The following is an 18,226-nucleotide window of genomic DNA, read 5'->3' as shown; positions in this document are numbered from 1 at the left end:
CCGCCGCGCGGCGCCACCGGGGGGTGCGGGTGCGTAGCGTAACGCGGCCCGGTGCGGCGCAGGGCCAGCAGGCCCAGCCGCCAGTGGACCAGCCTTTTCAACCCTCGCAGGATACGTGGACACCCGCGCCGCAGTAGCCCGCCCGTAACACGATGATGACCGTGCCGCAGGCAATGTGTGCCCGTCTGGTGCAAGTAGATGGAAGTGGAGACCGTTAAATGCTGTTCATCGGGGGGCTCATTTTTGCGCTGCTCTGCGTATTTGGTTCGTTTGTGGCATCGGGGGGGGCGCTGGCACCCCTTATCATGTCCATGCCGTTCGAACTGCTGACCATTCTCGGGGCCGCGGTGGGTATTTTTGTCATGTCCAATTCCAAGGACGTGCTCAAGGAGTTCCCGCACTATCTACGCCGCACCATCAAGGGGCCACGCTACAACAAGGCCGCCTATACGGAGCTGCTGGTCACGCTGTTCCGTTTCATGCGGCTTGCGCAGGCCAAGGGCAACATGGCGCTTGAAGAACATATTGAAAACCCGAACGACAGCAGCATTTTCGCGCTCTCCCCCAATGTGCGGGACGATGTGCCAACCCGTGCGCTGATCTGTGACTACCTGCGTCTGGTCAGCCTGAACATGGATGACGCCTATCAGCTTGATGAGGTCATGGCGCGTGAACTCAAAAAGAACCTGAGCGAAGAGCTGCATACTTCCGAAAGCCTGCAAAGCATTGCAGACGCCCTGCCAGCCCTTGGCATTGTGGCCGCCGTGCTCGGGGTTATCAAAACCATGGCTTCCATCAGCAAGCCGCCGGTCATTCTGGGTGAGATGATTGCCGGCGCACTTGTCGGGACCTTTCTCGGGGTGCTTTTGTCTTATGGCATTGTGGCCCCACTTTCGTCTAGAATGCGCGATGTGGTCACGCAGGACGCACGGTATCAGGACCTGATCCGCACGGTATTTGTGGCGCATCTGCAAGGCAACCCGCCGCAGATCTGCGCGGAAATCGGGCGTAAGGACATACCGCATGCGTTTATGCCAACCTTTGCCGAGCTGGATTCTGCCTTGTCCGAGGCCACTAACCCCGGTGCGGCCGCAGCGGCCTGAGCGTAGGGGAATGTTGGCGGCGCGTCCGCTGGCGGGAGGGAGCAAGTAATGGGTATCAAATCAACAAGTGGGTCCAACCTGAGCGAAAACGCGCAGGAAGCACCGCTTTCCTCCCTGCTGGCCGCCATTGCATCGCGTAGCGCCATGGGGGTTGCCTCCAGCGCGTCCGGGCAGAACAGTGGTTTTGCCGCGGTGCTCAAAAGCATGTCCGCTCCGGCCACCACCACGCAGGCACGTGCGACGACCCCACAGTCCGGTAGCACCAGTGCCCCCAGCAGCACACAGCAGGCGGACACGGACCAGACCGACACTACAGCAGACGATACCACCAGCCAGAGCAGCGCCACCCCCGCCCAGTCCGGCGCGCATACGGCGGCGGAGGGGCAACACACCCCTGCCACGGCCAGTGCAAAGGCGGGCAGGGGCAGCGCCAGCAAGGCTGCGACAACCACCCAGACCACCCAGACTCAGGCCGCCCAGATCCAGAAAGACCAGTCCGGTAGCAGCAGTGCTCATGACGCAACGGTTGATGCAGACAGCAAAGCGGAGACCACCAGTGCCTCCACAGCGGATGCCGGGCAAAGCGGGCAGGGCACAACGGCCTGGAACATGGCGGACATGCTGCTGCAAATGGCCATGCAGGGTGCGGCCGTAGTGCCGGGCGCTGCCCCGGCTGTGGCTGGGGTGCCGGCCGGGGGTGATGCCTCCACAGCAACAGGGACAGGCAGCACGGCTGACGCGACACAGGGAGGGGGGGCGCAGGCTGCTTCTGCACTGGCTGCCTCAGCACTGGCGGCGTCCGTACAGCCCGGTACCGGGCCGGCCACAGGGGCGCTGCCTTCGTCCAGCATGTTGCAAGGGGCCGCTCAGGCCGCGACAGATGCGTTTGGGGCGCTGGACCTGTCCACCGTTGCCGGGCAGAGCGGTTCTGTTGCGTTGACTTCGGGTCTGGGGGTTCAGCCCTTGAGCGCTCTGCCCATGGGGCTTGCCTCTGCCGTGGCGCAGCCTGCCACACGTGTTACGAGGGCCGGGTCTGTCAGCCTGTCGGCTTTGGGCAGCGCGCAGGCTGTGCCGGTGGCGCAGACGACATTAGCCCAGACCGTTACCACCAGTGCCGCCGCAGGCGGGGTGATGGGCGCAGGGAGCCATGAGGCGCATGTCAATGCCGCGCCCCCTGCCACCAGCCAGACAGGTAGCGCACAGGACGCAACTCCGGATACGGCCCAGCAGGTGGCGTTCACGCTCCAGCAGGTTGCCGCCGCGGTCAGCAATGTCAGCGTAACCCGGACCACCGGCACCGGGCAGGGCGCACAGGTGCCGGACGGGGTTGCCGGGCTTTCCCTGACAGCAGGTGCCACCAGTGGTCTGGCACCCAGCGCCACCACGGCCATGATGGCGCTGGGGAGCGCTGTGCAGGAGGCCACGGGCCAGAACCAGTCCGGTTTTTCCGACCAGTCCGGTACGGGCGCGGAGGCGGAAGGGCAGGCAGTGCTGGCCGATGGCGCGGCCTCGGCCAGCACGCTGGCGCAGGAGGCCGCACAGGGGGCTTCCAGCTTTGCGTCCACGCTGGGTTCGGCGCTGGATGGTGGGCGCACCGCACAGGCCGCCCCTCCACAGGCTGCGGCCTTTTCCGCCTCCACGGCGGAAGATGGTCCGGCCACGGGTCTGTTCTCCCTCGCCAGTGCGGATACGGGTGTGTCCATGACGGTCATGACCGCCGATTCCACCCCCGTTCATGTGCGCGTGCAGGGGAGTGATGGCGTGACGACCGGCGTTGTCCTGCAAAGCGAGGATGCCGCAACCGCGCACCATCTGGCCAACACCCGGCACGAGCTTGTTGCAGCATTGGATGCGGCGGGTGTAAACGTAGGGCAGATCAAGATTGATGTTGTGAGTGCGAGCGACACCGGCAACAATGCCAGCCAGCAGGATAATGGCGGCATGGCAGGCGGGGCTTTTGGCGGGGCGGATACCAGTGCGGGGCAGGGTGGCCACCAGCCTTCTGGCGGGAACGCCTGGGCTGGCAGCACCCTGCCAGCCGTACAGGGTCTGGCGGCGGATCAGGCGCAGGTGGATGGAGGGGCTTCTCCTGCCACACGCTCGTATGATGGACGTGGGGTTAACATTACCGCCTGACCCGGGCGCGTTACAGGCAGACAGGAAGGAAGCGGGCACATGTCCTCGACATCACTGACAACCAACGAGTACACCCTGCTCTCGGCAGCGGAAGCAACGGCCAAAAGCTCGGCGGCCACGTCCGGCCTGCCAACCACATCCACGTCTTCCGCGTCAAGCACGGCTGCGCTGTCTTCCCTTGCCAATAACTACACCACATTCCTGACCCTGCTGACCACGCAGCTCCAGCATCAGGACCCCAGCAGCCCCATGAGCTCGGACTCGTTCACCAGCGAGCTGGTGCAGTTTGCCGGGGTGGAACAGCAGGTGGAGACCAACTCCAAGCTTTCCTCGCTCATCTCCCTGAACGAGAGCGGGCAGCTGAGTGCAGATAGCGCGCTGGTGGGTTCGCAGGCGACGGCAAGCAGCACCACCCTGCCGTTGCAGAACAGCTCGGCCACACTCAATTACAATGGCAGCTCGGGGCAGACCGTGGCCATTGCCGTGTCCAACTCGGCGGGCACCATTGTCAAGGACGATCTGGTTACCGCCAGCAACGGCACCAATACCTGGACATGGGACGGCACGGACAACAAGGGCAACAAGCTGGCCGATGGCGCATACAGCGTTGCGGTCAAAACCATGGATTCTGCGGGCAATACGTCCGATGTGCCCTTTACCGTTACGGGCACCATTACCGGTATCCAGACCGGCACCAACGACATGCAGGTGCAGATGGGTGGGGCCACAATCCCCATGAGCAAGTTGATCAACGTGTCCAGCACGTCCAAGTCTTCGTCTTCCTCATCTTCGTCGTCGTCTTCTGGCAACAATACGACTACGCCCTCAACCGGGTCATAAAACATGGTGGGGCCGTGCTATGGGGGTGTGGCGATGCCATGCCCCCTTTTTTTTGCCCAGATACCAGCGCGGGTGGGGTGGGGCGTATGCCCAGTAAAACCAATATCAGTTGGGTCGGTACGAGGGCTGGCTGCGCCGTATCGAGGCCGGATTTCTGGCTAATGTTTTGTTAAATCTAACATATGTCTTAACGTTAAATTGACGAACCGGGGGAAAAAGCGGCTATCCTTATGCCGGTAACTGGCATTGAGGTGGAAAAATATGTTGGCATGGTTTACTGAAAAAGCGCCCCTGAGACGGAAAATTTCCATCGTCATGGCCTGTTTGCAGGCCTACATGCTTTTGCAGATCCTGGTGCAGCTTGTCAGTTCCGAAATGGACCTGCCGCTGGCTGTGCAGCGTTATCTGGGGCTGGGCGGGTTTGTCGTCAGTTCCATTATGGTTTTTCTGGCCCGCTGGGTGCTGATCAGCCGCGCCGCCGTGCCGTTTGAGACGATTACAGCCCTGACCGAGCGTATTGCGGCAGGCAAGCTGGATGAAAAAATCCCATATGTTGAGTGGTCGGACTGCGCCGGGCGTCTTGCCAGAGCGCTGACGACCTTCCGCACCGCGCTGGTCCGGCAGCTTGACCTGCAAAAAATTGCCCAGGACAGTGCCGATGAACAGCAGCGCATGAGTGAGCTGACACAGCAGCGGGCCCTTGAGCAGAACGGCATGATCGTGGAACTGGGCAAAGGGCTGCGCACACTGGCGGATCGCAATCTGGCCTTCCAGTTTACATCTCCCTTCGCGCCAGAGTTTGACGCCCTGCGACGCGATTTTAACGAGGCCGTGGCCTCCCTGTCCGAAGCCATGGCGGATGTGGCTGCGGCTTCTGCCCTTATTCAGGGCGGGTCGATGGAAATTGCCGAAGCCTCGCAGGATTTTGCCCAGAGAACCGAACGGCAGGCAGCGGCCATGGGCCAGATGACGGCCTCCATAACCAGTGTTAAAAACGGTGTGGATAATCAGGCCGAAGCCGCGCAGGAAGCGCGTGATGCGGCGCAGAGTGCTCATGCCGCCGTGCAGCGCTCTACCACGGTCATGCTGTCGGCCATGTCCGCCATTCAGGAAATTGCAACATCGTCGGCCAAAATGTCCGCCATTATTGGCATTATTGATGACATTGCCTTCCAGACCAATCTGCTGGCCCTGAATGCCGGGGTGGAAGCCGCCCGCGCGGGTGACGCCGGACGCGGGTTTGCCGTGGTTGCGACCGAAATCCGGGCGCTGGCGCAGCGTTCCTCCACCTCTTCGCGCGATATCCGGAGCCTGATTGAGATTTCCACCCGGCAGGTGACCGAAGGCGTGCGCCTTGTGGAGCAGACGGACAAGGAACTCCGTCTGGTGGCCGGGCAGGTGGAAACCATTACCACTCATGTGGGCAACATCGCCAATGTGGCCCGCGAGCAGGTGGGGAGTCTGGGCGAGGTCAATACCGCCGCGACCCATATTGACGCCACAACCCAGCAGAACGCCGCCATGGTGGAGCAGACCGCGGCTGCTGCCCATAACCTCAAGAGCGAGGCGGCTAATCTGGTGAGTGTGGTCGGCCACTTTACCCTGCCCGGTGCTGCTCCCGCGCTGGCCGGACCTCGTGGCGGTTCGGCACGTCCGGCACTGGCCAACCCGGCCAGCACGCCCCGTCGCCCTGCTACCCTTGGTAGTGGCAAACCTGCCGCTCCGCGCCAGCTGGAAAGCAGCGGGGCCGGGGACTGGTCGGACTTCTAGGCTATTGCCCTGCCTTGCGGGGGGCTGTGCGTAAGGCAAAGGCCGGGTGCATATGCGACCGGCCTTTTTGCTGTGTGCCGGATCATGCGCTCACGCGAGTGTGTTGCAGGCTGAGGCCAGACCCGGTAGAAAAACGGCAAAAATATAGAAAATTTTTATAAATTCCTGCCAACACTCGGCGTTGTAGGTTCCATGAGGTTGCTCTGGTCACGCTCTAACGCCCGGTGTAGGATGAATGACACACACACATTGCTGATTTTTGCCCTTGCTGGCGGGAAACAGCCGATAAAAATATGGTGCAATCATGATCCATCCCGCAATGCGTGCCTACCAGAATGTGGCTGGGTATTCCATGACGGACCGACAGGCCGATGCGACCTGCTTCAGGCTGCTGATTGAAGAGTTGGAAACGGCATCCGCCAGTTCCGATCCTTCTGTCCGGCTGAAGGCCCTGACCAAGAACCAGCGTTTATGGTCCATGATCATGAAGGCGAATTCGCTGGATGCAGGGGCTACCAATTATGAGGACAGGGAGCTGTTTGTAAGACTTGCCTCTCAGGCGCAGCGTTATGGCATTCGCGCCATACTTGATACCAATCTGTCCCTCGCACCCCTGATCGGGATTGCAGAAACCGTTCTGGAAGGCTTGGAAGCATCCGCAGGTTCCGGACAGGAGTTCGATACCAACGCCATGCTCTGAACGGTCGAGGGGCCAAAAAAGGTGGCTCGACTATGGAAAATTCGGACGTGCGGGCTGGCCACTGGCAGCCTGCTTCAATAGCTGACAGACTGTCTTTTATGGGCATAGAGCGGCGAGAGCGGGAAACGCTGGCCGGTATGCGCCCTGATATGGCCGAGATTCTGGACGAGAGCCTGTCCGAATTTTATCAACGTGTGCTGGATGTGCCTGAACTGGCCCGGTTTTTCCCGACCGAGGCCATTACATCCAAGGCCCGCACCTTGCAGCAGACGCACTGGGAAACCATTCTATCGGGCAAGTTCGGGCCGGACTACGTCAGCGATGTCACCCGGATTGGCCACGCCCATGCCCGCATCGGGCTGGAGCCACGATGGTATATAGAGGGCTACGCCGTGCTGCTGGATGCCATCTGCCGCCGCCTGATCCGGCGGGGGGTGCGTGGCGGGCGGCGTTTTTCCCTTGGCCGTGCAGCGGCCGAGGCCGAAATGGGCGAAAAGCTGGGTCAGCAGATCGGGTCTATTCTCAAAGCCGCGTTTCTGGACATGGATCTGGTTATTTCCACCTATCTTGCACGGCTGGAGGAGGAACGGCAGAAAGCCGCGTCCGAGCGCTCGGCGCTGGAACAGATTGCCCAGGCCCTTGAACGTGTGGCCGAAGGCGACCTGAGTGCCACACTGGCGCGGGATGTGGCCGAACGCTCGCCCGTGCTGGCGGCAGCCTTTGCCAGACTCAAAACCGGGCTGAACGAAGTGGTCTCCGATATTCGCGAGGTTTCCACGCAGGTGGAGGACGCGGCCTCCTCCATCAGCCAGAGCAATACCCGTATTCTCAGCCAGAACGAGGCACAGGTTGGCTCCATCCACCGCCTGACCAATGCTACGGCCACGCTGGAAGCGTCGCTGGACGATGTTTCGGGGCAGACGGTCGCTGCCGAGCAGGCCGCGCGCAAATGTGTGGACGCTGCGGCACGGGGCAGCACCAACATGAACGATGTGCGCGCCACCATGGCGGATATTCAAGCCTCATGGAAAACCATATCCGATCTGGTTGGCGCTATTCAGAACATTGCGGCCCAGACCAATTTTCTGGCCCTTAACGCCAATGTGGAGGCCACACGGGCCGGGGCCATGGGGCGCGGGTTTTCGGTTGTGGCCATGGCTATTCGGGACCTGTCGGTGAAGACATCCCACGCAGCCCGCCAGATTGCGGTCAGTGCGCAAAAGAACGAGGCGGTGATCCGCAGCGGGGCAGATGCGGTTGACCAGATGGTGGAGGACCTGTCCGATATAGGGGCGGGCATTGCGGTGGTGAATAACGCCATCAGCAGGATTAACAAGGAAATGAGCGGTCAGCAGCAGAGCGTTAAAGGGACACACCGTGAGGCTGCCGCCCTGCGTGACCTGACGGAAAAAACATCCGCCATGAGCGAACTCGCCTCCGCCGACTGTCAGGATCTGAGCCAGCGTTCAGCCAGAATGGTGGAACTGGTGAGCAATTTTGTGCTCTCCGATTACGGGCTGGATTACGCGGATGATTACCCGATAGCCGCCGAATAGGCAGGCACAAAAAAACCGGCCTGCTTTGCGGCAGGCCGGTGCAAAAGCGATTTGGCTTAAAAGCGGTTTACTGCTTCATGGCGATGGTGGCCTGAAGCAGCTGGTCTGCCGTGGTCACGATCTTGGTGTTGGCGGTATAGGCTTCCTGCGCCACGATCAGGGCGGACAGGTCGCTGGTCAGGTCGGTGGTGGAGGATTCCACATAGCCAACCGTCAGGGAGCCTGTTGCGTTCTGGCCTACCAGCCCGGTCTGGGCGCTGCCCGAGGCAGCTGTGGCCGTGTAAGCCTGACCATCCTGCGCCAGCAGACCGTTGACATTGGCAAAGTTGCTGAGTGCCACCTTGCCGATCAGCTGCGTATCCCCGTTGTCGAACGTCGCCATGACGGAACCATCGCTTTCGATGCTCGCACTCTGGTACGTGCCGGAGGTCACGCTGTCACTGACGGCTTTGGGCGTTGTGGAGGAGACACTGAGGGACATGCCGCTTGTGCCACCAATGGTGCCGATGTTGACGTTCACATTCTGCGTGTTGCCATCGGGGTAGGTGATGGAGATCGGCAGGTTGGCGGTGGCCCCGTTCAGGGTAGAGGTCACGTTGTTGCCAGAGCTGTCAGTCACGGATTTCAGCGAACCATCGGTGTTGAAGTCCACCGTATAGGCCGTTGTAGGCGTGATGGACATGCCCGAGGTGCTGGAAGTGGCTGCTACGGTCCACTGGGTAGCGGAGGACTGGGTCCACGTCAGCGTGACATCCCCGGTATTGGCCTGAGGGCTGGCCTGATTGTAGGTGCCATCATAAACAGTGGTGTTCGTTGTCACCGGGCTTGCGCCGGTCACGGAGGACAGGGTGCCTGTTGCTGTCAGCGTTGTGGTCTGCGTAGGCCGGAACGTTACATTGGCGACATTGATCTGGGTTACGCTGGATGTGTCCAGCGCGCCGGTCGTGGGGTTCACCATGTAGCCATCAAGGTAATAGCCGCTGGTGTTCTGCAGGTAGCCGTCCTTGTCTTCATAGAACTCACCGTTACGGGTGTAGTACTGTTCGGGAGCAAAGTCAGCGCCAGCCGAAGTGACTGCCCCGGTCTTTTTGGACACGTTGAACAGCCCGTTGCCGGAGATGGACATGGCCAGCCCGTCCGTGCTGGAGGCCGCGGTCCCCTGGGAGTTGACGTGCTGCACGGTTACGGCGGCCACGGAGTTGGCTACACCCTGTGCAAACGACCCGGACGTGGAACCCGCACCGGCCACAAAGTCCTGAAACGCGGTGGTGTCGGCCTTGTAGCCGACCGTCTGGCTGTTGGCGATGTTGTTGCTGAGGTTGGTAAACGCGGTGGACTGAGCGTTAATCCCGCTGACAGCCGTGGTAAGGGAGTTGAAAATAGACATGTGTCGTCCCTGCCTTGTGGATGCGCAGTTATCTTACGCTGGCTGTCTGTGCCGGTTGGGCACACGCATCAGCCACTGGGTGGATGGCTAGCAGGTTCCGGGGCAACAACACGCCTGACCACATGACCTGCGCCTGAGTTACCTAACTGAGTAGCATGTAGGGCACGAAACGCAAGTTTTTCCTGTGTGAAAGAACTGTAAACCGCCGTTTTCCGGTTGTTAGCGGCGGGGGGGCGGAGGCTGTTGCGGCGGGGGCGCCACGGCCCGCGCGCCGGGGGTTTTGAGCTTCATGACATAAGCAATAATGGTGGCGACGGGCTGGAAGTATTCGGCCGGAATTTCCGAATCCAGCGGCAGGGTGTACAGCGCGCGCGCCAAAGGCGGGTTGGGGACAATAGGGATGCGGGCCTCCTCCGCCGCCTCACGCATACGCGCGGCCAGTTCATCCGTGCCTTTGGCGACAATTTTAGGCGCGGTATGCACCCCGTTTTCGTATTGCAGGGCCACGGCGTAGTGGGTCGGGTTGGTAATGACCACGGTGGCTTCGTCCCTGACTGCCTGCACCATGCGGCGGCGGCGGCGCATGCGTATCTGCCGCTGGCGGGCCTTGACCTTGGGGTCCCCGTCCATTTCCTTGGTTTCGTCTTTGATTTCCTGAAAGCTCATGCGCAGTTTCTGCAGCCGGTTCCAGCGTGTCCACACATCATCGAGCACGGCTATAACGGCCTGCACCACCAGCACCACCAGTGTTGCGTACACAAACCACGAGACAAGTTCGTGCGTCAGGTGCTGCACACTCCACCGTTCGGAAACGGGAGCCACGCGCAGGGTTTCCTTGGCGACCCCGAACAGGACGCAGCCGAACACCACCAGTTTGATCAGGCTTTTGGCGGTTTCCACCAGATTGTTCTTGCTGAAGATCCGCGAGATCCCCTTGGCGGGGGACATGCGTGTAATGTCGGGTATGATGGCCTGCGGGCGGAACAGGAAACCGCTCTGGACTACGCCAAAAGCCAGCGTGACCAGCACCCCCGTACCCACCAGAGGGGCTGCCAGCCAGACCCCTTCCAGCGATGCCTGAACGGAGGCGCGGTAGAGGGAGGCACGGTCAAAGGGAATACTGTCAAAATGGGCCATCAGCCCATACATGTGCCTGGTAAACCTGTAGGCGGACAGTCCGGTGCTGGTGGTAAAAACAATCAGGAAGCCGCTCAGGACAATCAGGAGCTGCACCTCGCGCGATTGGGCAATATTGCCTTCCTCACGTGCGGTTTCCAGCCGTTTTCCGGTTGGGGCCTGACTCTTTTCGCCTGAACTGTCATCGGCCATGCGCGCTCGCTCCTAGGGGTGCGCGGGGGTGGCGCCAATGCCGGGCAGGCCAAGCAGCATGTCGCCCGCCCGCTCCTGCCATACACCACTCATGACCTGAATAAGAATGGCCAGTAGCAGCACACCCCCCAGCAACTGGGCAGGCATGGCCATGGAATAGACCTGAATGGACGGCATAAGCCGGTTGAGCACCCCCAGCATGGCAGGCCACAGCGTGCCGATCAGCACAAACGGGGCCGAAAGCTGGAAGGCCAGCATAAAGGTCTGGGAGGTAACCTGCGTAACGCTGCGCGCCATATCCCCCACCATGGGTACATGGCCGGGAGGGAACACGGTATAGGAGCCGGTAATGGCGGTCAGTGGCAGCGCATACAACCCCGTGGACAGAAAAATAACCGGAACCAGAAAAGAGGCCATATGGCTGATGGCGGTGCTGCCCGCGCCCAGTTCCGGGTCGGGCTGGAGCACGCTGGCAAGGCCGGTAAAAATGGCCACGAACTGCATGGAAATGCCCAGTGCGAGCGAGATGAGCCGGGCCAGCCAGCCAATGAAAATACCGTACAGCAGTTCGCCCGCAATAATGGCAATGGCGCGGGCTGGCATATGCAGCGCCTGCCCCGAGACGTCCTTGAGCGCGTTCTGCTCAAGGGGCAGGATGGCAAAGGTAATGCACAGCGCAATGCCTGCGCGGATGATCATGGGGGATGTGCTCTCCCCCAGTCCGGGGGAGGCCATGACCAGTGCGCTGACCCGGCACAGCACCAGCAGGAACATGGCGGCCAGCACCTGTATGGACCCGCCGGGGAACAGCAGGTAGTCGGTCATGCCCACGACGGAGTGTGGGAGCCGGTCATGACCCGCCAACCATAATGACCTGATCAAAAATGGTGCGGGCATAGGTGTTCAGGGTGGAGGCCATGTAGGAGCCGGTCAGCAGCAGGGCGGCCATGGCGGCCACAAACTTGGGCACGAAGGAGAGCGTGGCTTCGCTCACCTGCGTCATGGCCTGAAAGAGCGATACCAGAACACCCGCCGCCAGCGAGGCCAGCAGGGAGGGTGCGCCCAGCTTGACCGCCACAAACAGTGTCTGGCGCAGAATGTCGTGGATATCGACCGTGTTATGCATGAGGCGGTCTTAGATCGACATTTTCATGACGTCCTGATAGGCCTGCACCATACGGTCGCGCACGGTGGTTACGGTTTGCAGGGTCAGTTTGGCTTCTTCGACCGAGGTGGCGATATCGCTCATGTTGCCCTGACCGGACAGACCGGCCGCAGTCTGGGTTTCTGCCGTTTTGCCGGTCTGGATGGCGCCGTGGAGTGCGTTGTCCAGCGCGGACGTAAAGCCGGAAACAATATCGGCCCCCCCTGTGGAACCCGTACCCTGCCCGTCCGTTGCGGACGGCATGCTCTTCTGGGTCTGTCCGTAGGCGTTGAGCGCGTCGAGGCTGCGTGTGGTGAGATCGCTGGTCATAGTGGCCCTGTCTGGCGCGGAGGGGGCATGCCGCCTGCCGCCATGAGAGTGGTCTGGAACGTCAGGGTAGTCTAATCCATTTGACCCCCGCAAGGCCAGTGGCTTTTACGCCTGCACGCCCGGTCCTTGCGGATTAGAGCACGTCCATTTTGGTGGCGGGGGAAATCACGTTGATGCCGCGTGTCACCGGCAGACTTGTCTCGCGCGAGGCAGGGGTGGCGCTGTGCACGCTCATGCGCGCGCCAAGGGGGATGAACGCCTGCTCGTTCAGCCTGTAGCCAATGCCCCACTGGGTTATAAACGGGTCGATAATGCCAAAATCGCGTAGTTTCTTGCGGATCTTGCAGACCATCACATCAATGATCTTGGCGTGTGGTTCCTCCTGACCTGCGTACAGGTTGTCCAGCAGGGCTTCCTTGCTGAGCACCTGTGTCTTGCGCAGGGTCAGCAGTTCCACCACGTCATACTCACGCGGGGTCAGGGGGAGCGGGCGGTCATCTATCAGGACCTGCCTGCGGTCCACGTCCACGACCATGCGGCCGACATGCAGGCTCAGGCTGTCATGCCCGCCGGTGCGGCGCACAATGGCGCGCAGGCGGGCGAGCAGTTCCACCGGTTCTATGGCGGCACTCACGCAGTCATCCGCGCCAATGGACAGGGTTTCCGCCACTTCCTGCGGGGTGGATGTGCGCACGATCATGATGACCGGGGTGGGAATGCGGGAGTTGCGGATGTGCCGCAGCAGGCGCGTATCGGGCCGGGCCTGCTGGATAACCGCAATGTCGTACTGCGAGCGGCGCAGGGTTTCCACCACCCCTTCCGGGCCGGACATGGTCAGGGACAGCGCCCCCTCCACCGCCGCTTCCGCCAGACCACGGTATGGGCGGATATCCCCCTGGGTCGAGGTGTCTCCGATACACAACAGGCGCATGTTTTTTTCCGTCTATCGGTTCTGTCGAGGGCGTGTGCCTGATGCCGCAGGGAACTGCGGTGGATCAACTCTGTCTGGCGGGCCGGGGCACGGCGCTGGTCGGGTATTTGGGGTGCATTGAGGGTTGTGCAAGGGCAGACTCCAAAAAACACCTTGGCTAAGGCAAGACCATCCCATAGTCTGAGCGCAAGATTTTTTCTTCCGGTTTGCATGTGGCGCTGCGGTGCGGCATACCGGCTCTCGTGTTTCCCGTAAGCCCTGAATGAGGTTCCGTACACATGGCAGATACCACGGTTGCCGCCCATCTTGCCTCCAGCATGCGCACGGCCACGGCCAACATGGCTCAGGGGGCCCACCGCTCGGTCCAGCCCGAGCATATTGCCTCCAGTGCGCTCAAGGTTGCGTCCACCAGTCAGGACGGGTCTTCCTCCTCCATGCAGTTCGACGCAACGGGGCAGGTTGTGCCCTCGGGCAATACGCATAACAAACATTCCGGCTCGGCCAGTTTTATCAACCTTCTGGCCTGATCGCGGGTTGGGTTCGGGCCTGTCCCGGCCCCAGCGGGCAACCAGCCGGGAGAGGCTCTTCAGATTTAACGCATGATGCTTCAGGGGATTGATGAGTGCGCAGCAGCGGCAGTGTCCGTTCTGGTCCTGCATGACTGACAGGTTCGTGTTGACTGCTCTGGCTGGCAGGTCGGCAGCTACGGTTCTCCTGCGCCTGCTGTCATATGCGCAGAGGAGCCCCGCCTCGCGGCGGGGTCATTGTTCGTTCAGGATTAACCAGACGTGTATTTCAGCAGATCCGTTTGCATGAGACGCTGCCTTCTTCCCCTTGCCCTGCTTCTGTCCTGCTCCGCCATGACAACCGTGGCCGATGCGGCGCGGCGCGTCCATGCGCCCCGCACCCCTCAGGCTGTGTCCCCCAAGGGCAAAGGGCTTAACGCGGCAACTGCGGCTGCCGCCGCCGCAGCAGCCGGTGCGGCCGCTACGGCAGGTGCTACGGCTGCCCCGACCGACCCCGGCACCGCAGCGGATGCCGATCTGCTCAAGGGCCTGCCCGCACCGTGGAAAGCTACAGTGCTGGACGTGCCGCTCTCCCCGCCTGATTCTGCCGCGCAACCAGCGGGCAAGGGCCGTAAACCGGGGCAAAAGGCAGGGCAGCCCGGTGGTTCCGGCTCCAGTGTCGCAGGGGGTGGTACTGGCCCTATTCATGTGCCTGCCACATCAACCAGCCGCGTTCTCATTCCCCTGTCCCCCCGCATGGGGCTGGCTGCCTTTCGCAGTGGCGACAGTTTTGTGATTGTGGTGGACAATGCCGAACCCATGGATACCAGCGCCTTGCGCGGGGACGGTGTTTTTTCCACCCTGACCGTGACAACCCTGCCCGGCGCCACCCTGTTGCAGGTCAAGCTGCCTGATACGCGCGAGTTCTTTTTGTCCCAGCAGGCAGAAGGCTGGGTGCTGGGGGACAAGCCCCCGCCGGGCAATGTTTATGGCGACCGGCGTGTGATCAACCCGGTTATGGCGGATGGGGGGGTTCTCTACCCCATGCGCAAGCCCGGCCGGGTGCTCAGCATTACGGACCCCGCATCCGGGCAGAAGCTGTTTGTGGGCACCTCCACCACGGATGACGGGGGTATTCTCTCCTTCCGTCATGGGGAGGGGTATGACGTCTGGCCCACGACCGAAGGCGTGGTCGTGGCCGCGAACTCGCCTGATGTGGGGCTGCGCGCAACCCCCGATGGCGCGTTGCTGACATCGGGTGAAAACCAGATCCCCGACAGCAAGGTGGCCGTGTACGCCAATACGGTCGATCTGGACTGGCTGGGCCTGCAAAAACTGCCGGATGAGCAGCTGGAAGCCCGCCTGCACAAAGCCCTGCTGGCCGCGGCTGATTCCGACCCGGCCCAGCGTTTTGCCGCCCGGCTGGAGGAAGCCCGTGCGGCCTTTGGCGTTGGCGCTTTTCTGGAAGCCCGCGGAATCCTGACCGTCGCTCTGGAAGATGATCCCGAGGAGGCCGCGCGCCCGGAGGTCAGTTTTCTGCTTGCCGCCTCCGAACTGCTGAGCGGCAATATGGATGGCGCGTTCCTGCTTGAAGGCCCATGGCCCGATAACGAGCAGCGCGCAACACAGGTCTGGCGCGGTCTCTATCTTGCCTTCAAGGGCGGGCACGAGGCCGAGGCCGCCCACCTGCTGGCGCGGGATTTTACCCGACTGGATAATTACCCGACCAGTGTGCGCAGCGTGCTGCTGCCCTTTGCAGCCGAGCAGATTGGCCGCTACGGCACGGCGGAGGACCTGAGCGTGCTGGACAGGCTGCCAGCAGGCTCCGCGTACAAGCTGGCTACGGCCTTCCGCGACCTGCGCACGGGCAGGCGCGCTCAGGCGTATGATACGTTTAATGCGCTCTCGGTCGATCGGGACCCTGTGGTGGCGGAAAAGGCGCTGGAGCAGAAAATCTCGCTCGACATGTCCGATGGCAAGCTGACCCCGGTTGCCGCAGCGGAAATGTTTAACGGTCTTATGCCCGATGCCCGTCTTGCCGGGCGGGAGGCCACAGTGCGGCTGTTGCAGGCCGATGCCTACATGCGTGCGCGCAAATGGGCCGAAGCACTGGCCACGCTGGATTTGGTCAAGGACACGCCCGAACAGGTGTCCGAACCTGTCCTCTCCCCCATGCTGTTCCAGACCCTTGCCGCCGTGGCTTCCGAAGTGGTCAAGGATACGGACCGCGATTCCATCCTGCATGGTGCGGCCATGCTGCGCGCCCATCTGTCCGCCCTGCAACCGGGCACCAAAAAGGGCGAAATCCTGATGGCCTACGGCAAGATGCTGCTGGGCCTCGGGCTGGCGGATGAGGCGCAGGAAGCGTTCTCCGATGCCGTGCCCATGCTGGATTCGCCCGAACTCAAGGCGCTGGCGGGGCAGGGGCTGGCTGAGTCCTACATTGCGCTCAAGGACCTTGCGAGCGCGACCGACGTGCTCCAGCGCACGGATAGCCCTGACCTGCCGGAGGACATGAAAGCCTCGCGTCGCCGCCTGCAGGCCCGCATTACACTGGCCAAAGGCGACCAGACTGCCGCTCTGGCCCTGCTGAACGGGGACAGTTTTTCCGATTCGCTGGATATGGCCGCCCGTATTCATGAAAGCCGGGGAGAGTGGCCCGCCGCCGTGGCCAGTGTACGCAAAATGGCCGAGGCGGACATTCCGCCCGAAGGTCCGCTGAGTGCTACCCAGCAGACACTTGCCCTGCGTCTGGCCTCTGATGCCTCCCAGGCATCAGATGCGCAGACGCTGGCATGGCTGGGTCATCTGGTGGGGGACCGGACCATGGATGGTGAGAGCGGGCGCGTCTTCCGCCTGCTCACACAGGTCGGTGGGCCAAAACCCGGTAAGGCGACGACCCCCCAGCCTGCTGCGGCCACCGCCAAACCCTGAGCCGCCAGAATGGATTCGCTCAGGGCGGAGCCGGCCAGTGTTGCCCCGTCCCGGATGACTCCGCCCCGGATGGCAGGGGTTTGCTGCCGCAGGGGGGATGGTCTGCTCCCGGCGTGCTAACCGCCAAGCATGAACTGCGCCCAGTAGGGCAGGGCGGGGCTGTTGCGCAGCAAAAACACCATCAGCATTCCAACGGCGCAGGGTAAGGCCGTAGGGTAGCGCCAGACAGGGTGCGCGGTGGAGCAGACAGCCGCCTGCACCATGGGGGTGTGCACGCTGCGCCGCAGACCGCGCATGGCCCAGAGCCCGATCCCCGAAAACAGCAGAAAAGCCCAGAACCCGCCCAGCCCCACCCATGCCCCGCATGCGCCCAGCAAGAGTATGTCGGCAGCGGACATAAAATTACCCCGCCGGGTCATGGACAGGCCGAACAGGCCCGCGCCCCCCAGCACCCAGCCGGCACAGGCGCCTCCGATGGCGCTGCCCGCATGGCCAAGTGCAGCCCCCGCCAGCAGCCCGCATAACAGCATGGGCATGAGGATGGCGTTGGGGAGCCAGCCTTCGCGCCGGTCAAACTGCACCAGCAGGTTGGCAAGGTGGAGGGCTACCCCGTCAGCCAGAACAATGGAGGGAGGGGTGTAGATCAGCAGGGTGAGCGAGCAGGCTGCTGCCAGCAGGCAGCCTGCCACCAGTTCATGCTGCTGTTGGGGGGGCGGAGCCTCCATAGGAGGGCGCACCCCTGCGGCCACAGGCAGCCAGCGCAGTGCAAGGGCACAAACCCGCACGGAAAGAGGGAACAGCAGGGCAATGCACATACCGGCCAGAGCAGCGGGCACGGTACGGGCCAGCAGGCTCCAGACCAGCATGGCCAGTGTTGCCCCGGCCTGAAGGGTTGCATCAGTCATTCTGGGTGTGCGCATGCTCTGCTCGCTCTGGCAAAGGCGTGGTCTGTGCTGTCCGGACCATGCCATAACGCCGTGCCAGGCATCTGTCATGGGGCATTGGGCGGCGCTGGAGGGGATGGGGCCAATAAATCTGTGGCAATCGGGGGGAAGGAACGCTATTTATAGACGAACTGCCGTGAGCAGAGGAGGTCTGTCCTCCCCTACGGCACCGCACAAACACAAGGGAGCTGGCATTTTCATGCTGGAGGCACTGTCATCCCAGACCGCGCTGACCCATAGCGGGACTGACCTGTTTTCATTGGCAGAGCGGCGCTTGCAATGGCTGGAGTCGCGCCAGTCTGTTCTGGCGGGCAATGTGGCCAACGCCAATACACCGGGTTACGTTTCCAAGGATGTAGCACCTTTTGCAGGCGTGTTGCAGCACCAGATGACCATGGCCATGGTGCAGACCGAGCCGGGGCATATGGCCGGGCCGGGTAATACCGCCCTTGCGCGCAAAACCACGGGCGGCACCGCCTCCATTGATGGGAACGAGGTCCGGCTGGAAGATGAGCTGGGCAAAATAGCCGATACCAACGACCAGCAGCGCTTTGCCACCACGGTTTACACCCGTTACATGGGCATGTTCTCCACCGCGCTGGGCACCAGTTCGTAA

General features: G+C 62.1%; 16 protein-coding genes. 9 read left to right on the top strand and 7 right to left on the bottom strand.

Features of this window, described 5'->3' with window-relative positions; all coding sequences use genetic code 11:
- Window positions 1-218: 218 nt before the first annotated feature.
- The 6 genes from motA (at window position 219) to AB2L51_RS13085 (ending at window position 8,105) form a co-directional block, all read left to right on the top strand.
- The gene (motA, locus tag AB2L51_RS13110; protein WP_395582724.1) at window positions 219-1,103 is read left to right on the top strand and encodes a flagellar motor stator protein MotA; all 885 of its coding nucleotides are present in this window, start codon (window positions 219-221) and stop codon (window positions 1,101-1,103) included.
- A 48-nt stretch (window positions 1,104-1,151) separates the two neighbouring features.
- Window positions 1,152-3,239 (top strand): hypothetical protein, encoded by a 2,088-nt coding sequence (locus tag AB2L51_RS13105; protein ID WP_395582723.1) that lies wholly within the window; start codon window positions 1,152-1,154, stop codon window positions 3,237-3,239.
- Window positions 3,240-3,278: 39 nt separating this feature from the next.
- Window positions 3,279-4,079, top strand: a complete 801-nt coding sequence (locus AB2L51_RS13100) for a flagellar hook assembly protein FlgD (RefSeq protein ID WP_395582722.1) — start codon at window positions 3,279-3,281, stop codon at window positions 4,077-4,079.
- Window positions 4,080-4,415: 336 nt separating this feature from the next.
- The gene (locus AB2L51_RS13095; RefSeq protein WP_400922283.1) at window positions 4,416-5,849 is read left to right on the top strand and encodes a methyl-accepting chemotaxis protein; all 1,434 of its coding nucleotides are present in this window, start codon (window positions 4,416-4,418) and stop codon (window positions 5,847-5,849) included.
- A gap of 304 nt (window positions 5,850-6,153) precedes the next feature.
- Window positions 6,154-6,549, top strand: coding sequence for a flagellar biosynthesis regulator FlaF (locus AB2L51_RS13090; protein WP_395582720.1), 396 nt, complete (start codon window positions 6,154-6,156; stop codon window positions 6,547-6,549).
- 32 nt (window positions 6,550-6,581) lie between these two features.
- Window positions 6,582-8,105 (top strand): protoglobin domain-containing protein, encoded by a 1,524-nt coding sequence (locus tag AB2L51_RS13085; RefSeq protein ID WP_395582719.1) that lies wholly within the window; start codon window positions 6,582-6,584, stop codon window positions 8,103-8,105.
- Between the two features lie 67 nt (window positions 8,106-8,172).
- Here the strand turns inward: AB2L51_RS13085 and AB2L51_RS13080 are convergent, their stop codons facing one another.
- From AB2L51_RS13080 to AB2L51_RS13055, 6 genes are all read right to left on the bottom strand, one after another.
- Complete coding sequence (locus AB2L51_RS13080) at window positions 8,173-9,492, bottom strand: flagellar hook protein FlgE (RefSeq protein ID WP_395582718.1); 1,320 nt, start codon at window positions 9,490-9,492, stop codon at window positions 8,173-8,175.
- 219 nt (window positions 9,493-9,711) lie between these two features.
- On the bottom strand, window positions 9,712-10,821 hold the full coding sequence (locus AB2L51_RS13075; protein WP_395582717.1) for an EscU/YscU/HrcU family type III secretion system export apparatus switch protein: 1,110 nt from the start codon (window positions 10,819-10,821) through the stop codon (window positions 9,712-9,714).
- Between the two features lie 12 nt (window positions 10,822-10,833).
- Window positions 10,834-11,685 (bottom strand): flagellar biosynthetic protein FliR, encoded by an 852-nt coding sequence (locus tag AB2L51_RS13070; protein ID WP_395582716.1) that lies wholly within the window; start codon window positions 11,683-11,685, stop codon window positions 10,834-10,836.
- Entirely contained in the window at window positions 11,672-11,947 is a 276-nt protein-coding gene (locus AB2L51_RS13065) for a flagellar biosynthetic protein FliQ (protein ID WP_395582715.1), read from the bottom strand. Before AB2L51_RS13065 ends, AB2L51_RS13070 begins: the two co-directional genes overlap by 14 nt.
- Before the next feature lie 9 nt (window positions 11,948-11,956).
- Window positions 11,957-12,295, bottom strand: coding sequence for a flagellar hook-basal body complex protein FliE (gene fliE / locus AB2L51_RS13060; RefSeq protein WP_395582714.1), 339 nt, complete (start codon window positions 12,293-12,295; stop codon window positions 11,957-11,959).
- 133 nt (window positions 12,296-12,428) lie between these two features.
- Window positions 12,429-13,226 carry a response regulator transcription factor gene (locus AB2L51_RS13055; protein ID WP_395582713.1) on the bottom strand — a complete coding sequence of 266 codons (798 nt, stop codon included), beginning with the start codon at window positions 13,224-13,226 and terminating at the stop codon, window positions 12,429-12,431.
- A 278-nt stretch (window positions 13,227-13,504) separates the two neighbouring features.
- Between AB2L51_RS13055 and AB2L51_RS13050 the strand changes: the two genes are divergently transcribed.
- Together AB2L51_RS13050 and AB2L51_RS13045 are read left to right on the top strand one after the other, a co-directional pair.
- Window positions 13,505-13,753 (top strand): hypothetical protein, encoded by a 249-nt coding sequence (locus tag AB2L51_RS13050; RefSeq protein ID WP_166113465.1) that lies wholly within the window; start codon window positions 13,505-13,507, stop codon window positions 13,751-13,753.
- Between the two features lie 285 nt (window positions 13,754-14,038).
- A complete protein-coding gene (locus AB2L51_RS13045; RefSeq protein ID WP_395582712.1) occupies window positions 14,039-16,666 on the top strand; it encodes a tetratricopeptide repeat protein in 2,628 nt (875 codons plus the stop codon).
- Between the two features lie 116 nt (window positions 16,667-16,782).
- Here AB2L51_RS13045 and AB2L51_RS13040 read toward each other — a convergent pair whose 3' ends face one another.
- Window positions 16,783-17,586, bottom strand: a complete 804-nt coding sequence (locus AB2L51_RS13040; RefSeq protein WP_395582711.1) for an A24 family peptidase — start codon at window positions 17,584-17,586, stop codon at window positions 16,783-16,785.
- A gap of 223 nt (window positions 17,587-17,809) precedes the next feature.
- Between AB2L51_RS13040 and AB2L51_RS13035 the strand changes: the two genes are divergently transcribed.
- On the top strand, window positions 17,810-18,226 hold the full coding sequence (locus AB2L51_RS13035; protein WP_400922272.1) for a flagellar basal body rod protein FlgB: 417 nt from the start codon (window positions 17,810-17,812) through the stop codon (window positions 18,224-18,226).

Source organism: Acetobacter fabarum, from assembly GCF_040702925.2.
GTDB classification, from domain to species: Bacteria; Pseudomonadota; Alphaproteobacteria; order Acetobacterales; family Acetobacteraceae; genus Acetobacter; species Acetobacter fabarum_B.
Note: the sequence above shows the minus strand (reverse complement) of the source record. Positions and strands in the feature narration are given on the sequence as shown.